Below are 17,292 nucleotides of genomic sequence, written 5' to 3' on the forward strand. Positions count from 1 at the left end.
ACAGCTCAGCTAAGGTAAGGCTAATACAGATAAGGACTCCACTGAACCCCACCGATTAAATCGCACCTTCCTTAGTTTAATTAGTGTTTTCGGAGATTGGCAAATCTCATTTTTATTATAGTGATAAAGATATACTAAGTCGTTTCTATATGGAAATCGATTGTGTGGATAATAGGTATCTATAAAACAGATACCATGTGAGGTTTATACGTGATTTCTTTGTATGAGATCTATCATCATTGATGTTCTTAATGCACCAATTCTTTTTATCTATCTGAAATACAATGTATTTATTATATGTTCGTCATTCGCGAAAAGTGATGAGCGATTGATTGATAAATGATCAATAGTTCAATTATATAACTTTTATGATCTTGATTTTGTAAGAGATTATATCGAATTAATGATGCATCTATATGTTTTTAATAAGAATGTTTCAATGTGATGATTTTGTGGGGTGTGTTGCGATTATTTAAAATTTGAAGATTTGATCACAAAAAAAGAAAAATTGAATTGAGTGTTGTAACGTTTAGGCATTATTTTTAACTGGGATTTGGGATGCATGCGCTGAATGTATTGAGTAGAAATTCGGAGACAATGAAAATGATGAAATTAAAAGTCAACGAAAGGCTAGAACCCAACAAAATGAAGGAGGCGGCGAATTCATTAAAATCACCCCAGTTGGCCTGTATTTCCGCTGTGATTCGTAACATTACCTCTGGATTTAAAGATGGTAAAGTTAGCTATTCAGAGACGCCCTCAGATTTTTCACAGGCTGTTGCAAATTTGCTGGGGTTGAATAATGTCAGTGCATCCGAGCTATCAAGTATTGATGTTGTGGTTAACGATTTAAGTAAAAAAAACCTTCATCACTCTTCAGAAGTTATGGAAGATATTAGCTTGCAGCTTAAGTCATTACTGTCTTCTAGTGGAGTGGATTTTTATTAGAAACATATACCGGCATCTTCTATATATTGGTTATAAGTAACTGTCTTAGTCCAAAGTAAGAGAGTTACTTGCTGAGATTTTTTATCACTCAAAATATGATTATTATAATAATTAATTTTTATGATTTGAAAAAATCATGAACAGAGATAGCTTTGTCTCAATTAAAAATAAGTAAATTAATGATGATACGTGAGGGTTTAAATGATGAATGTTTGCTCTAATAAATTATACGCTCTGGGTGTACTCGCACTGTTTTATACTGGCGTAGCTAATGCCGCCATGATTTATGATAAGGATGGTAACAAAGTTGATTTTTATGGGAAACTTGTTGCTAAAGGGAAATACAGTTTTTCAGGAGGACATACCCATAAAGACTCTGGTTTTGGTTCTATTGGCTTTAGAGGACAAACAAAGATCAATGATGAATTAACTGGGTATGGCCAATGGGAGTATCGTGCATACACAAACTCTTATGAAGGGAATCAGAGTACTGAAACACGTGTGGCTTTTTCTGGTCTTCAGTATGGAAAACTAGGCTCCATTGATTATGGTCGTAATTATGGCATTGTCTACGATGTTGAGTCCTTCACTGATGTAGCTCCCTCTCATTCGGCAATGACTTGGGGCGGTAATTATGGTGACAACTTCATGACCAGCCGTGCCGGGGGAGTGCTAACTTACCGTAATTCTGATTTATTCGGTACAGTCGAAGGTCTACGTTTTGGTGTTCAGTACCAAAGTAAAAACGAATACAACAACGTGAATACGTCCAATGGAGATGGTCTGGGATATTCGATTGGTTACGATGCTGGAAATGGGGTTAGTTTAATAGCTGCATACAGCAATTCTAACCGTACCTTAAATCAAAAGCTTGATGGAAAAGGCGATAAAGCTGAGTCATGGGCTGCAGGTATTAAATACGACGCAAATAAAATCTACTTGGCTAGTGTCTATGCTGAAACGCGTAATACTACCCGAAGTGGAAATGGTGGTTCCGCTGGTTTTGCCAATAAGGCGGAAAATTTTGAGGTGATTACCCAGTACAAGTTTGATTCAGGTTTTCGCCCTTCTCTGTCTTATGTGCAAACAAAAGGCAAAGACCTCACCGCTAGCGGTACATTCAATGGTGGCGATGCTTATATGGCTAAGTTTATTGAGGTTGGCATAATTTATTTCTTCAACACAAACTTCAAAGTTTATGCAGATTACTATATCAATCTGCTGGATGAAAATAATCCATATATCCAGTCTGTTGGTGGTATGAATGGTACTGATGACGTATTAGCAGTTAATGCGACATATTATTTCTGATTGCCATTTTTAAATCTGATTTCAGCTCTTAGAGTTAAGCTGTTTTCTGCAATGGGATAATAAATAAAATATACTTTGGTGCTTTGTGTTTTTAAATGGACGATGACGAGGATATTTAAAATCATTGGAGACATAAAACTCAGAGAGGTTAAATAACAATGTTTTTTAAAACATTGACTTCATGTAGTAGTTAAAATCGCCAGTGATTTTTAAAGAATGAGAGGCATAATGACTATACCTCTCAGTAATCACTATAAATTTATGGTTTGTGTTTATGCGGCTATTTTTTAGTTGTGTAATTATCACTACACTATGAGATGAACGATGATGAATCAAAATACGCTGAGTGCTTTTCTGGATAGCAGTAAGTCCACCAGATTTCATAAGCTATTATTAGGACTATGTACGTTTATTATTATATTTTCAGGTTATGAATTGTCTGTTTTTGGGGCGATAGTTCCAGTCGTAATCCGTGAGTGGAAAATTAGCCCAACAGAGATTGGCTTTATCGGTAGTTCAGCAATGTTCGGTATGATGTTTGGTGCAATTGTTTTAAGTTCTCTTGCCGATAAATTTGGTGTTAAGAAATTATTGATTGTATCGATATTTATTTTTAATTTTTTCATCGTCATGGCAACTTTCACTGAAAGTGGACTGATGTTTGGTCTTTGTCGCTTTATGGCAGGTGTTGGAAGTGGCGGTGCAACTCCGATCGTGATTTCCTTGTTGACTGAATATTCACCGAAAACAAACAAAGCGAAAATGGTTGCAGTTGCCATCTGTGGCAATCAGGTTGGTGGTATGTTAGCACCTTTTGTCGCTATTCATATTATGCCTGAATATGGCTGGCAACCCGTTCTATGGTTATCTGTTTTACCGCTGATATTGATTCCGTTATTCATTAAATTAATACCTGAATCAGCTCGTTTTCTGGCTAAAACTCAGCAGTCAGAAAAATTAAACAGCATCCTCGTAAGAATCGATAATGATTACGAGAAAAAGTTAGCAGCAACTGAGCAGGTGCTAATTAAAAGTGATGATGGAAATAAACCGGCTGAGAAAGTTTCGTACTTGAATCTCTTTAGCAAAAAATACTTTGTCGGTACTGTATTTATTACTCTTATCTATATTTGTGGCCTGTTAACAATAAATGGTGTAAATATTTGGTTACCGCAGGTTATGAACCAGAATGGTTATGCATTGGGTTCAAGCTTAACATTTTCAATTGTGCTGAATTTGGGGACATTGATAGGAACTATTCTGTGGGCGGTGACAGTAGACAAAGTTGGCTTTAAAGTATTGATGCCTCTTATTTACATTGCTGGCTCTGTTAGCCTGTTCTGCATGGGAGTTAAGGTTAATCTGATTGTTACGTATTTGTTTGTTGGTTTAATCGGTATGTTTGCTTTTGCAGCACATTCTTTGATGAACTCGTTTGCATCACAATACTATCCCGGTGAAATCAGGACCACAGGCGTAGGTTTGGCAAATGCGACAGGTAGGGTTGGCGGGATGCTAGGACCAATCGTCGGTGGTATGCTGCTGACTGCAAATGTTTCTATTACAGTTTGGTTCTTAACATTTGCAATCCCAGGTATTGTGGCAGCCTTGTCCATGGTAATAATCAATATGCATAAAAAATACATTGAAAGGAAAAATATTGTTCAAGATAAAGTCATGCTTGGCGGATAGGACGCTTTAAGTCATCAACATATTGGGGAAGAGAGAACAATACTCTCTTCCCTTTTTGAGTACGGTAATTATAGGAATAATGAGTTTTAATAAATTTAATTTGGAATTCACTAGCTCAATGGGTCTATTTCAGACACTGAAGAATGCATGACATTTCTTAACCATTGAATGCCTAAGTCTCCATCATGATGCCGGTGCCATTGAAGTTTCATATCGAAAGGGACGGTGTTCACCGGGCATGGAAACAGTGTTATCGGTAAGTATTTAGCATAATACCGTGCAAATCTCTCATGGACAGTTGCGATCAAATTCGTACCAATTAGTTGAGTCATTAGCATACTAAATGACGGTACTACAATATCTATTCTACGTTGATAACCTGATTCGCTTAAAAATACTTCATCCATCGCCCAGCCGATCATTTTGCTAAACCTGGCGACGATATGTCCGCTTGTTAAATAGTTATTGAGATCGATACCAGTATTGCATAATGGATTACCAGACCATACGACACAAACAAATTGATCGTCGAACAGGAATTCTGACGGATGCTGCGAGGAGACTAGTTTAGCTGGTGTGACAATTAAATCAATTACACCAATATTGAGATACTCGCTAATAGGGCCATCAATAATAGAAGAAATATCCAGACGAATATGTGGTGCTTGTTGTTGAATTAGTGATATAGCGTTATTCATTACAACGGTAGCAGAAGCGTCAGATATGTTTAATCTAAACGTTCGAGTGGAAGTCTCAGGATCAAATTTTTGATTTTTATCGACGATAGCTTCACATTTGCTAATGACATCATGTACTTCCTCTGCAAGCATCTCTGCAAAAGGAGTGAGCTCCATACGCTGGCCGACTTGAACCAACAATTGGTCGTCAAAAAATTCTCTAAGCCTTGACAGTGCCCCTGAAGTTGCGGACTGGCTCAAATGTACTCTTTCACCAGTGCGAGTGACATTACGTTCAGCCAAAAGCACATCAAGAATAATCAAAAGGTTGAGATCTAAACCACGGAGATGCATAAAATATCAGGCCATTTAACTATTTTGTTTGGATAAAAGTACCATTTCAAGGTGAATTAGTCGAGTTGAAATGTCTATACATCGCTAGCATACTTTTCTCTGCTGCGATGTTAACTATCTCACATTTTTAATGATTAAGGCTTTCCGCTGGATGAACCTTGTCTATTTTAGTACGAGCACACTTCAACATTGCACAAACGCCTTGATAACAATAAAATCGAATAAAACCAAAAGTCTAAATTTGAGGTGCCAGGCGTGAAGACAGAGAATAATAACTCTAAAAAACAAAAAAGCACCTTTTTGGTTAGAGAGTTATTGCTTACAGAAGGACCACAGTCTCAGGCATCGATATCCCGTAAAACGGGATTATCACCCGCAATGGTTAATTATGTTGTTAAACAGCTTATAGAGCTCAACGCAGCCGATATCCATTGGATTAACGGGAGGGAAGGGATCGTCTCATTAACTTCAAAAACAGGTCGTTACATTTCGATTCTGGTAAATCTTGATAAGATTAGCGGATCGTTGTTTGTTTTTGAATCTGAGTTAAAAGTAGATTTCGAATATATAATCACTCAGGACTGTTCTCAAGAAAATAACCCCGATACTGTTATCAAACTACTTTCTGATGTTCTTAGTAAATTAAATCTTTCGTTCAATGATATTTCTGGTTTGGCTATTAGCATTGTTGCGCCTTTAGATGTTGAAAGTGAAGCTATAATTTCCTGGTCTGCAGGGCGGCTGCCTGGATGGCGTGATATAAAAATAAAATCCTTCTTTGAAGATAAATTTGGTTCCACAGTCGTTGTTGGAAACGACGCAAATCATTCTACATTGGCTGAATGGACATGGGGCGTTGGCCGGGGTATTGAGGATTTTGTCTATATAGCATGCTCAAAGCAGATTGGTGGGGGGATTATCATCAATAATCATCTGTATAAAGGCAGTAATGGAATGGCGGCTGAGTTTGGGCATTTGATTATTGATAACGTTGGGCCAGTTTGTTTCTGTGGTTGTCGAGGGTGCCTTACGACTTTTATTTCAGAACGTGCGATTATAATGAACCTCTCAAAATCGGAGAGTTATAAAAATTCACTTCAGGAGATTATCTCTGCAGCTGGTGAAGATGATGCTGCGTGCCAACGAGTATTGCTTGAGGCTGGAAAGGACCTTGGTAAGGCCCTTGCTAATATTGCAAAAATATTATCTCCGGGAATGGTTGCCATTGGTGGTGATTTGGCAGCGGCTGGCCCGCTATTTTTTGATAGTGTTATCGCTACTATCGATGAACATAACTTGGGTACAGTATCGCAAGCTATTGATTTCAAGACTGCGAAAATAGTTCATCAACCTGAAATTCTCGGTGGGCTTGCTGCCCTATTGGCAAAAAAAAATCAGGGAATTAGCGATCTCCCTGATTGGATTAAATAATTGAAGCGCTCTCCAAATGATTACTGTCCGTCAGTTGGAAAAGTGAACCCATAGGTAGGATAGCGGCATAGCCCAAAGTAGAGCTGGTAGCATACTCGCTACAGGGAATAACTTTATGCCGCAGATTCTCAACCCTGTCGCCAACATTACTAAACCTCCGACAGCATAAAAGTCAGACCTCATAACCTCTGTTGTTAGGGGGAGCAGCAGTACTGCACTGTAGGCAAGTATTAGCTGAATTACCAACTGCGGTACAAACAAAATTACGACTGAATACCCTAAACGGGTAGCAAAAAGAATGGCACAAAAGAAATCCATGAATGCTTTTGTAATTAGCACTGAGGAGTCTCCATTCATACCCTCGTTCATCGCCCCCACAATTCCGGTACCACTGGCTCCGAATAAAATAATTAATGCCACGAAGATTTTTAAAAACTCCTCATTAGTTATTTCTCCTCGTGGTTTTGGTAGAATCGATTCAACGATGGTTTTTGTTGCGACGGTATTAATTTTTTTCTCAAGGGAGATTAACTCGCCAGAAAGTGCGCCGAGAATGCCTGCGAGCACCATTACGGGCATGTTGACAGTTTCCATTATCAATATCACTGCCATTGCCATCGAACAAATGCCAAACATCAATGGCATTCCTTCGTGTAGGCGTCTTGGTATCCAAGGAGATAATAGACTTCCTGCGACGCCACCAACGACAATTGCAATGCTATTAATATAGGGACCGACAATCACGTAACCATCTCCAAAATTACTTGATACCGTAGTATTTACTGAATTAACTGAGAGAATGACCCAACAGCTGGCGCATGTGAGCCCCGGCACCAAGTAGCCCGGGCTGAGGGTGCGTAATCAGGAAAACGGGAATATCTTTTAGATATTGATTAAAGCGTCCCTTGTCTTCAAAGGCGTTCCTGAAGCCGGATGATTTGAAGAAATCTAGGAAACGAGGAACAATACCGCCGGCAATATATACGCCTCCGAATGTCCCCATAGTTAAGGCAAGGTTGCCACCAAAACGGCCAAGCAAGATGCAAAATAGAGAAAGTGCGCGGCGGCAATCGGTGCATTCATTACTCAATGCCCGGTCGGTGACGTCTTTGGGTTTTAGCTTTTCTGGAATACGCCCGTCCACTTTGACAATACCCTTATAGATGTTCACGAGACCTGGCCCGGAAAGAACGCGTTCATAAGAAATCCGTCCATGCTCACTTCTTAATGCCGACAGTATGCGGTCTTCTTCTTCGCTATTAGGGGCGAAGTCAACGTGGCCACCTTCACCCGGCAGACTAATAATTTGCTTTTCAGTTTGCACAAGATGACAAACACCAAGGCCTGTACCTGCGCCGTACACTGCGATGGGCTTGTTCCGTTCTGCGATGCCCCCACCAAACTTCAATAAATCTGCTTCCTTAAGCATGGGGATCGACATAGATACCGCTTTGAAGTCGTTAATGACTTCAAGATTTGTCAGACCAAGATTGAGCTGCATTGAGCTGATTGAGAATGCCCATGAGTGATTCGTCATATCAACCCAGTCATTTGTGATAGGGCAGGCTATAGCAATGCAAGCTTCGTTAACAGTGACATGCTGACCTTCCAGGTAATGGGTTATAACATCTTCAAGTGTGGCATAATCATTCGTAGAATAGGTATGGATATGTGAGATAGTTCCATCGCTGATATCACACAAGGCCAGACGTGCATTTGTTCCGCCGACGTCGCCGACAAGAATGAAATTTGGCATCAGATATACCTTTAGAATTGAGAATTAAAATTTTTAATTAATGATTCCCTTTTTGTAATTGAATTAGCTAAGTCAGAATCATTAATTGAATTTATTTATAATAAGTGGGTTAAAGCTGTCCCTTCTTATATTGTTCTGCCGCGTAATCACATGCCCGAGCAGTAATAGCCATCATTGTTAGTGTTGGGCCGACCGTGCCACTCGTTACAAAGCATGCTCCATCAGTGACGAAAACATTGCTTACGTCCCAGCATTGGTTAAAGCTGTTAAGCACTGAGGTTGAGGGATTGTCTCCCATTCTCGCTCCGCCACTTTCATGTATGGCTGCGCCCAGACCAACACTCTTTTTGAACGAGAGGCGAAAGATTGTTTTCATCAAAAACGTTTCATCAGGCATAGCATTCCGAGCGTTTTCCAGGCCAAGTGCCGTGCCTGCGAAATCAACTTTGTAGTTACATTCACTCACCATCTCCTTAATTGCACGAAGCTGTGCTTTCATGACGATCAGGTCATTTTCCCCGAAAGAACAATCAATATGCGGTGCAGGAATACCCCATGCGTCTTTTTTTCTGGGATTGAGTGTTATGCGATTTTCCGGTCTGGCCAGCATCTCACCGAAGCCCATCAAACCAAATTGGGATGGACTATCGGGTGATACGTAGCCCCGTCCAATTACGCCCTGGAAAGCAAATCCACGAATGAACTCTTTCGTCGTGTTACTGCCGATATTCTGGAATCGAGGAATAACGATACCGCCGGCAGGGCGGCAGAACGGATCCTGGGGAATCGTCTTGTCGTATTCCCATCCGAGGCTGTCCGGAACCGAACCAGCTATAAGGCTCGGTGTCTGTTCAAGGAAATAGCGCCCCAGAAGGCCTTTTGAATTGCCAATACCTTCAGGATGGCGTGGCGAGCGGGAATTTAATAAAAGTCTGACCGATTCAATCGCGGAGGCGCACAGCATGACCATGCCTGCACGTACGGTATGCTCTTGCTTTGTCAATCGATCGACAAATGTGACACCAGTGGCTTTGCCGCTAATTGGGTCTACATCTATGTTTTTTGCTATCGCATCAGTGCGTAATTCCAGAAGGCCAGTATCAATAGCAGCCTGAACACCTACCGGGATGCGTTTTAAGTTTGGTGCAGAGAAACGCCAGCTGGTGACTTTACGTTCGGGCCATAAAGATTCGACTTTAGCTTTGAAGGCTTTTTCGGGTTTAGTCAGAATGGGGGCCTGAACAAATTTTCCGTCCGGTAAGTTCGGAATGTTTTCCTCTATGCCATAAACACCGAGAAACTCTTCGATTCGGGAATACCAGGGATCCAGTTCCTCATAGCTGATAGGCCAGTTTTGACCATAGCCGTCCAGGCTGGCAGCTTTAAAGTCATAGTCCGACATTCGTTGTAATACTCGACCGTATGTATGAAGGCGTCCGCCAAGTTGGCGCCCCCTAATCCATAAAAAATACTGCCCTTTTGGGGTGGTATAGGGGGTTTGCCAGTCATTTACAAACAAATGACGGTACTCGTTACTCATATAAGTTGCACGAGCCTGGAGGGGTTGCCCTGTTACGGCAATCTTAAAGCGGGCAAGAGCATCAATTTTTTTTACTTTTTCGTGGCGGCCTGGTGTTACGTTAAAGTCTTTTTCACCTAAAAACGGTCCGGCCTCGAGCAAGATAACGCTCATTCCCTTTTCAGTTAATTCCTTCACAGCTATGCTGCCCGCTACTCCTGAGCCGACAACAATCGCGTCATAAAATTCTTTTTTCATCTTTGCCTCGGCCGGATGATTCCGGGTAACAAATTAATCTGGTCTTGATTTCGCGGGAGAAGGCATTTGCCAACCCCCAATATCCATTCTCAAATGAGCCCGAGCATTTTTTTGATTTCATTGACGTCATTACCTGTTTCGGCAAAGTCATCAAAGGCTCGACTGGATACGTTGATAATATGTTCCTGAATGAACTTGCTCCCTTCGCGAGCGCCATCTTCGCTATTTTTCAGGCAGCATTCCCATTCAAGTATGGCCCACCCGCTATAGCCGTATTGAGTGAGTTTGCTAAAGATCGATTTAAAATCGATCTGTCCATCACCAGGGGAACGGAAACGACCGGCACGCTGTAACCATGGCTGATAACCACCGTAAACGCCGCTGCGGCCATTTTTGTTATATTCAGCATCTTTCACATGGAAAGCTTTAATACGCTCATGATAGATATCGATGTATTCGAGATAATCGATTTGCTGTAAATGGAGGTGGCTAGGGTCAAACAGAATGTTGCAACGAGGATGGTGATCTACCTCGTCAAGAAAACGCTCATATGAAGCGCCATCATGAAGATCTTCGCTCGGATGGATCTCGTAACAAACATCTACACCATATTCCTCATAGGTGTTGAGAATCGGCAGCCAACGACGGGCCAGTTCTTTGAAGCTCTCATCGAATAAAGCGGCATTGTGAGGTGGCCATGGGTACAAATATGGCCATGCCAGTGAACCAGAAAATGTTGCATGAGCATTAAGGCCGAGCCGGGCGGAGGCTTGAGCAGCCTTTTTAACGATTCCGGTAGCCCATTCCTGGCGCGCTTGTGAATCGTTTGCAAATTCTTTAGGGGCAAATCCGCCAAAAGGTTGGTTATAAGCAGGGTGGACGGCAACAAGTTGGCCTTCAAGATGTGTCGATAGCTCGCTTATTTGTAAACCATGTTCAGCAAGAATACCCTTCACATCATCACAATATTGCTGACTTGCTGCAGCTTTTTCTACGTCAAAAATATGTTTGTGGTTACAAGGAATCTGCAACGCTTTGAATCCGAGGTTTGCAGCCCAGACAGCAAGTCCTTCAAGACTATTAAAGGGTGGGGTACTGTCAATAAATTGTGCAAGAAAAATGCCGGGACCTTTAAGAGTGTTCATATAACCTCCTCATTAACCGGGTGGCAATGTTGCTGAAATGGAATGTGCGAAGCGAAGTGGCGCACATTTACTTGCGCCACTCAATAAAGAAAAATTAGAACTCTACAGCCTGACCGGTTTCTGCAGATTTGTAGATTGCTTCAAGTACCTGGGTAACGATAAACGCTTGTTCTGCAGTAACAACAGGGTCTTTGTCGTTCTCAATCGCATCAATCCATGCAGCAAGTTCAGCATCTGCAACTCGGAAGGGCTCGTTACCGAGATCTAAAGGACCAGGGCCGCCAAGTACGAATGGCTCGATATCTAACAATTCGCCAAAGCGCGCGGTATTAAAAGCAATACTGCCAGTACCGTCGACTGCTGAGGTTGGCGCTGCAGCACCATCACCTACCAGTTCGGCTCCTGCCTTCGTACCGCAAAGAGTAACCTGGCCTTCGCGTGCTTTAAGAATATTCAGCGCCCAGGACGCTTCGAGGAAGATTGTCGCCCCATTTTCCATTTTGATAAAACCGAATGCAGAATCTTCCACATCAATGGTTTTGGGATTCCATGGGCCGAACAAATTTCCTTCGAAGTTGTCTTTCATTTTGTGAAATACAGAGCCCGAAACCAGTTTCGGTTTATAGTTATCCATCGTCCACAGGGCAATATCCAGGGCATGGGTACCGATATCAATCAGCGGACCGCCGCCTTGTTTTTCTTTGTCCAGGAATACACCCCAGGTTGGTACCGCTTTGCGACGAACAGCATGTGCTTTGGCAAAATAGACTTCTCCCAGGTCACCTTCCGCGCTAGCGCGTTTCAGGATTTGTACGTCTTTACGGAAACGGTTCTGGTATCCGATGGTGAGTTTTTTACCGGTACGTTTTGCCGCATCCAACATTTTCTGCGCATCTGCTGTTGTTGCCGCCATCGGTTTTTCACAAAGGACATGTTTACCTGCTTCAAGAGCATCTACGGTCAGAGGGCTATGCGAGTTGTTCGGCGTCAGAACGTAGACAGCATCGATGGATTTATCTTTAAGCAATTCGCGATGGTCTGAGTAAGTCTCAGCACCAGGTACGCCGAATTTAGCTGCAGCATCAATTGCACGATCAATTTCGGTATCACAGAAAGCGACCAGGTCAACACGATCTTTAGCTTTTGCAAATGCAGGGAAATGTTTGCACACTGCAATGCGGCCGCAACCAATAATGCCAATACGTAGTTTATTAACCATTTCAATTATCTCCGGCTTACCAATTTTGTAATTGCTGAGATTTAATAATCAGCTAGTTGGGTTAATTAATCTGATAGGTAAAACGTTCATATCTCAGGACTGGTTATGTTATGCCGTGAAATGAGGATAAAAGGAAATGGGTTTTATGGATATTATGTATCTGCCAGACAGATACCCGCTGGATAAAATTTTATCGTCTATTTGATTATAGAGATCTAGATCACGTTTTTTCAAATTAAATTAAGTGCAAAGGCTGGTGCTTTATGTAACTCATTGATTTTTAATGACATTAGTTTGTTTTGTTGTAATAACCTTTTGACTCAACGTGTGCGTTTATTTTGTTCGATTGTTCAATAGTTCAATTCTTACAAATGCAATTTATTGTTGGTATTTAATGTAAGTTATTGATTTAAAATGTTTCTATTTGAGTTGGTTCGTTGGTTTTTATTTAGAGTCAATAATTAAATTATTCAAAAAATGAAGCTTGGATCACAAAAGAGAAAATTTTGGATTGTGATGTTTTGATATTTAGAATCTAGTAAATATAAATTACCTCGTTCCAACAGAAGTCCCTACAAATGGCGGAGTAAAAAATGCCTAATTGCTTTGCAGTAGAAAAATCTGAAATGTCATTTGATAACAGAAATAAGAATCCAAATGTAGAGAGTCAGATTTTGCCAAAGTTTATTTTTAGCAGGCTAAGTATACTTATGCTGCTACAGTTTTTTGTTTTCGGCTCGTGGTTTACCACAATGGGTTTGGTGCTGTATACCCATCATCTGGGTGGGGTCATTGGGTTGGCTTACACTTCGTGCGCTATCGCTGCAATTTTATCTCCATTGGTGTTAGGGGCTATTGGTGATCGTTTTATTTCGTCAGAAAAAGTTCTTGGTGTTTTACATATCCTAGGCGGTATCTTACAGTTCGTTCTGCCTGGTCTGGTGGCTGCAGGTGAAAATAATACAACTCTATTAGTTATCTTCTTATATATGCTCTGTTTTCAGCCGACCTTGGGCTTGGTGAACTCTCTTTCATTTCATAACCTTGGCGTGAAGGCTGATTTATTTCCCTTTTTAAGATTATTTGCCACGGGCGGTTGGGTCGTCGCAGGTGTGGTTGTAGGTATGTTGGGATATTCTTCAACGACTGGTATTTTTTATGTTGCAGGTGTATCAAGTATCTTACTTGGCCTGTATTCATTTACATTGCCATGTACAGAACCCCAGGCTAAATCAAAAAAATTTAATTTATTAGATGCACTTGGTGCTAAGTCTTTTGTTTTGTTTCGCCATCGTGGATTCGCAGTATTAATGGCATGTGCGCTTCTTACATCTATTTCTCTTGGGTTCTATAATACGTATGCTTCGCCATTCATTGGTTCGTTGGGGGTCCAGAATGTTGCCGCAGTACTTGCCTTAGGACAATTATCAGAAATAATATTTATTCTTTCGGTTCCATTTGTTATTAAAAGAATCGGTATGAAATGGGCACTTCTTGTCGGTATGTCGATGTGGGGAATTCGCTTCATTATGTTTATTCTCGCAGCGCAAGGGCATACCTGGACTGCTGTCGTTGGCGTAGGCTTACATGGCATTTGCAATGATTTCTTTCTCATTATCAGTGCCATGTACATTGATCGCCTTGCCCCTGCCGAAATGAAAGTTCAAGCGCAAAGTTGGCTTATCATTGCAATTTCCGGATTTGGTGCGGCATTTGGCTCATTAATTTCCGGAACAGTATACTCAGGAACCGTGGATATAGAGATTGTGCAATCCTGGATACCTCTCTGGTCAATTCCTATTGGTATTGCCGTAGTGACGAGCGTTATTTGGCTTATAGGTTTTAAAGAAAAAAAATAACCAGCCAAAACGACATGTTAATTTTAAGTTGGAAACGTTCCATTTAATTGGTTGGAGGAGTTATGTTCGATAATTATTTAATTCGCCCGGGAAGTTTAAGAAATGAGAAAGTGAACGGGGAAGTGGTCGGATTTTCTTTAGCAGTAAGGCATGCCAACTATCGTGGATGCTTTATTTCTCTTCATAACGGCTATTTTCTTTCAATCGATGGAGTTGAATACCCTAATTCTGTTCAGACTTTTGAAATCAATGGGAAAGCTCCTCGTAGTTATGAAGAACTCTCTCATGCTGTTTATGAGCATTGGGATTATGGTGACGATGGCATCCTGCATGTAGATCTCCCTGGTGGATTGAAACCGGGTAAGCATACAGTACTATTTCAGCAGTCAGTTCTTGCCGCCTACGGTTATTTGCCGACAGATGAAGAATGGGTCAAAAATCCGCCAGCTCCAGGAAAAGGTGCTGGATCTGACAAAACACCCTATGTCGTAAAATATGAACTGACTGTTGAATAAGGTGAATGAAAATGAAACGTGGTGTATCGCTCTATAGTTATCAGCAGTCACAATTCTTCAATGAATCTAATCTCGAGTCGCAAATTAGTGAAGTTGCGAACAATCTGTATGGCGCAGATGGTATTGAGTTGATTGATGAAATGTCACTGAAATATCCTGTTCCAGATAAAGCTTTTATGCAGCGTTGGTACAAGCTAATTGACAGGCATAACGTCACGCCAGTGGCTATGGACGTATGCATGGACGTACTGCAATTCCGTACGCACGTCATGAACCATGATGAATGCGCAGAGCGCTTAAGAAGCGATATCAAACTCGCTAAAATGTTGGGCTTTAGCGTTGTTCGTGTACTGTCAATTGTCCCACTTGATGTCATGGTAAAAGCATTACCTTTAGCAGAAGCATTGGATATACGTATTGGTAAAGAAATTCACCAACCGATGACTCTGGAAGGGAAGCAGGTCAACGAAATTATCGAGTTTAGTGAGAAAAATAATACCCGTCATCTAGGTATCGTTCCTGACTTTGGAATCTTCGGTACCCGTCCTTCTGAAGCTCAGCTGGGATGGTTCGAACGTCGTGGTGCGAGTCCTGAAGCTTCCAACGCTGCGGTTAAATTAGCGGGAATGGTGAAGACGGATCCTCAAACCTTCAACGTTGCTAACCAGACTGCGGGTAACGTCAGGGCAGCATTTGGCCAGTTCATCGCGACGGGTAAATGTAATCCAGAGGCGAAAGTTTGCTTCAATGCGGTAAAAGCATTGGCGGAGCAGTTTATTGATAAACCGAAGCCTTTAGATTACACAGTCGTTGCCGAGGGTTTAACCCTGTCAAATACATCAGCTGAGACGTTGCGCGAAATTTGCCCACATATTACCCATATTCATGCCAAATTTAACAACATGTCAGAAATTCCGGGTAAACCCGGCCAATACCAGGACATTGCGATTGACTATGTTTCGGCGATCGACGCACTGCGCCGAGGTGGATATGAAGGTTATCTCAATTCTGAATATGAAGGGCAGCGTTACTTCCAGGATCGTGGCCGTGAATTCATGATGGATGAGTTTGAACAGGTTCGGCGCCATCAGGAAATGTTGCGTCGTTTGATTACAGCTTGATTATTTAACGCCTGCTGCCATTTTGGCAGCAGGTTTAATCCTGAATTTTTAAGGACTTATGATGAGTTACCCACAGAAGCCACTAATTGCTAACGCAATATTGCTATTGTGTTGTTTTGCTGGTGGGCAAACAGTCCAAGCCCAGACGGAACAAACAAGAAAAAAACAGGTTGATAAAACGATGGAAAATGTATCCGATACAAAATCATCTGCTGGCAACACGTCAGCTACAATTTTCGTTGGAACATACGGTGACGAGCACCAACCCGGAGGAATATATTCACTCCGCCTGAGCCAGGATGGCAAGAAAGTTGAGCAGTTGGCTCATGTTGAACAACCTAAATTAGCTGGATACTTGATGTACGACGCAGCAACAACGACGTTGTACTCCGTGGATGAGCGTAAGAACGATGGACGTGGGCCCGTTGAACCGCCTGCAAGTGTAATGGCGTTTTCGGTTAACCTGGACAGTGGCCATTTGACACACGTTAATACTCAAATTGCTCCTGGTTCACGTCCAACATATCTGAGCCTTGATAGCCAGAACCGTCGCTTATTTAGCGCTAACCACGGTGATTTCGATCATGTCGAGAAGGCCGTGTTTAAAGAAGGAAAATGGACATCAGAGTATGTTTATGATGACTCAACTATCATCATGTACGGTCTTAACAAAGATGGTTCGATTGCTGGAATCAATGATCTGGTTGTACTGGGGGGGCATGGAAAAGATCCTAATAATTCCAAACAAGCGGGCGGTCATGCCCAGGCAAGTCCTCATGCGCATAGCGCAGTTGTTTCTCCTGACGGCAAGCACCTCCTTGTTTGTGACAAGGGCACAGATAAGGTTTTTGTATATTCTATCTCTGACAAGTTGAAATTAGTTAACAGCTATCAGCTCCCGGAGGAATCAGCTCCTCGCCACCTTGTTTTCGCAGATGACCAACGTTTATACCTTGATCTTGAAATCTCCTCTGAACTCGCCTCGATGGAATTCAATCAGGAGACCGGTGAACTTAAATTATTGGATAAAATTTCTACATTAGGCTCCAATTTCCATGGACTTAATGAGCCTGCCGAAATCAGGCTTCACCCTAATGGCCGTTTTGTTTACGTGAATAACCGCGGTGAAGATGCTATTGCCTGGTACAGCGTAGGTGAGAATGGAAAACTTGCTCGTCTTGGTTCCGTTCAGTTAGCGAAATCAATTCATCCAGGTCTTGCATCAAGGAGTTTTGCTTTTGATCCTGATGGACGTTATTTAGTTTCTGCAGATCGCCCTGATAATAAAATTAAAGTGTATGGGGTGAATTCTGAAAATGGTGCATTGAATCAGATTTCAGAGTTTAGTGTTCCTCAACCAGCGTTCTTAGCATTCGCAATAAATTAACTAGTCGGCTAATGGTTGAGTATTTAGGGAAGGTGCGATTTAATCGTCAGTTATGAGAACATAAGGCTTTCTTTGCCATAGATTTTTCACGATGCCCGCA

14 protein-coding genes are annotated in these 17,292 nt (G+C 41.7%); 8 read left to right on the plus strand and 6 right to left on the minus strand.

Annotation, left to right across the window (positions count from 1 at the left end; all coding sequences use genetic code 11):
• Positions 1-603: 603 nt before the first annotated feature.
• The 3 genes from ACSZO4_RS19160 (at position 604) to ACSZO4_RS19170 (ending at position 3,951) form a co-directional block, all read left to right on the plus strand.
• Positions 604-948 (plus strand): hypothetical protein, encoded by a 345-nt coding sequence (locus ACSZO4_RS19160; protein WP_437890626.1) that lies wholly within the window; start codon positions 604-606, stop codon positions 946-948.
• A gap of 201 nt (positions 949-1,149) precedes the next feature.
• Positions 1,150-2,259, plus strand: coding sequence for a porin (locus ACSZO4_RS19165; RefSeq protein ID WP_431732772.1), 1,110 nt, complete (start codon positions 1,150-1,152; stop codon positions 2,257-2,259).
• A 324-nt stretch (positions 2,260-2,583) separates the two neighbouring features.
• A complete protein-coding gene (locus tag ACSZO4_RS19170; RefSeq protein WP_437890627.1) occupies positions 2,584-3,951 on the plus strand; it encodes an MFS transporter in 1,368 nt (455 codons plus the stop codon).
• 110 nt (positions 3,952-4,061) lie between these two features.
• On the opposite strand, the gene ACSZO4_RS19175 is transcribed toward ACSZO4_RS19170, so the two are convergent.
• Positions 4,062-4,982, minus strand: a complete 921-nt coding sequence (locus ACSZO4_RS19175; protein ID WP_136345424.1) for a LysR family transcriptional regulator — start codon at positions 4,980-4,982, stop codon at positions 4,062-4,064.
• Between the two features lie 255 nt (positions 4,983-5,237).
• Between ACSZO4_RS19175 and ACSZO4_RS19180 the strand changes: the two genes are divergently transcribed.
• Positions 5,238-6,413 carry an ROK family protein gene (locus ACSZO4_RS19180; RefSeq protein WP_145538589.1) on the plus strand — a complete coding sequence of 392 codons (1,176 nt, stop codon included), beginning with the start codon at positions 5,238-5,240 and terminating at the stop codon, positions 6,411-6,413.
• A 30-nt stretch (positions 6,414-6,443) separates the two neighbouring features.
• On the opposite strand, the gene ACSZO4_RS19185 is transcribed toward ACSZO4_RS19180, so the two are convergent.
• The 5 genes from ACSZO4_RS19185 to ACSZO4_RS19205 form a co-directional block, all read right to left on the minus strand.
• The gene (locus ACSZO4_RS19185) at positions 6,444-7,157 is read right to left on the minus strand and encodes a DUF554 domain-containing protein (RefSeq protein WP_437890628.1); all 714 of its coding nucleotides are present in this window, start codon (positions 7,155-7,157) and stop codon (positions 6,444-6,446) included.
• A gap of 43 nt (positions 7,158-7,200) precedes the next feature.
• Positions 7,201-8,169, minus strand: coding sequence for a glucokinase (glk, locus tag ACSZO4_RS19190; RefSeq protein ID WP_437890629.1), 969 nt, complete (start codon positions 8,167-8,169; stop codon positions 7,201-7,203).
• A 109-nt stretch (positions 8,170-8,278) separates the two neighbouring features.
• The gene (locus tag ACSZO4_RS19195; protein ID WP_437890630.1) at positions 8,279-9,946 is read right to left on the minus strand and encodes a GMC oxidoreductase; all 1,668 of its coding nucleotides are present in this window, start codon (positions 9,944-9,946) and stop codon (positions 8,279-8,281) included.
• Between the two features lie 89 nt (positions 9,947-10,035).
• A complete protein-coding gene (locus tag ACSZO4_RS19200; RefSeq protein ID WP_437890631.1) occupies positions 10,036-11,091 on the minus strand; it encodes a sugar phosphate isomerase/epimerase family protein in 1,056 nt (351 codons plus the stop codon).
• A gap of 94 nt (positions 11,092-11,185) precedes the next feature.
• On the minus strand, positions 11,186-12,310 hold the full coding sequence (locus tag ACSZO4_RS19205) for a Gfo/Idh/MocA family protein (RefSeq protein WP_145538597.1): 1,125 nt from the start codon (positions 12,308-12,310) through the stop codon (positions 11,186-11,188).
• Positions 12,311-12,903: 593 nt separating this feature from the next.
• Between ACSZO4_RS19205 and ACSZO4_RS19210 the strand changes: the two genes are divergently transcribed.
• The 4 genes from ACSZO4_RS19210 to ACSZO4_RS19225 all read left to right on the plus strand — a co-directional run bounded on the left by ACSZO4_RS19210 (position 12,904) and on the right by ACSZO4_RS19225 (position 17,192).
• The gene (locus tag ACSZO4_RS19210; protein WP_437890632.1) at positions 12,904-14,169 is read left to right on the plus strand and encodes an MFS transporter; all 1,266 of its coding nucleotides are present in this window, start codon (positions 12,904-12,906) and stop codon (positions 14,167-14,169) included.
• A 62-nt stretch (positions 14,170-14,231) separates the two neighbouring features.
• Positions 14,232-14,684 carry a C-glycoside deglycosidase beta subunit domain-containing protein gene (locus ACSZO4_RS19215; protein WP_437890633.1) on the plus strand — a complete coding sequence of 151 codons (453 nt, stop codon included), beginning with the start codon at positions 14,232-14,234 and terminating at the stop codon, positions 14,682-14,684.
• Between the two features lie 11 nt (positions 14,685-14,695).
• Positions 14,696-15,805: a sugar phosphate isomerase/epimerase family protein gene (locus ACSZO4_RS19220; RefSeq protein ID WP_145538603.1), complete on the plus strand. Its 1,110-nt coding sequence runs from the start codon at positions 14,696-14,698 to the stop codon at positions 15,803-15,805.
• A gap of 58 nt (positions 15,806-15,863) precedes the next feature.
• A complete protein-coding gene (locus ACSZO4_RS19225) occupies positions 15,864-17,192 on the plus strand; it encodes a lactonase family protein (protein WP_437890634.1) in 1,329 nt (442 codons plus the stop codon).
• Positions 17,193-17,292 lie beyond the last annotated feature (100 nt).

Origin of the sequence: Phytobacter sp. V91, from assembly GCF_965644225.1 — a bacterium.
In the GTDB taxonomy this organism is placed as follows: domain Bacteria; phylum Pseudomonadota; class Gammaproteobacteria; order Enterobacterales; family Enterobacteriaceae; genus CBFFRJ01.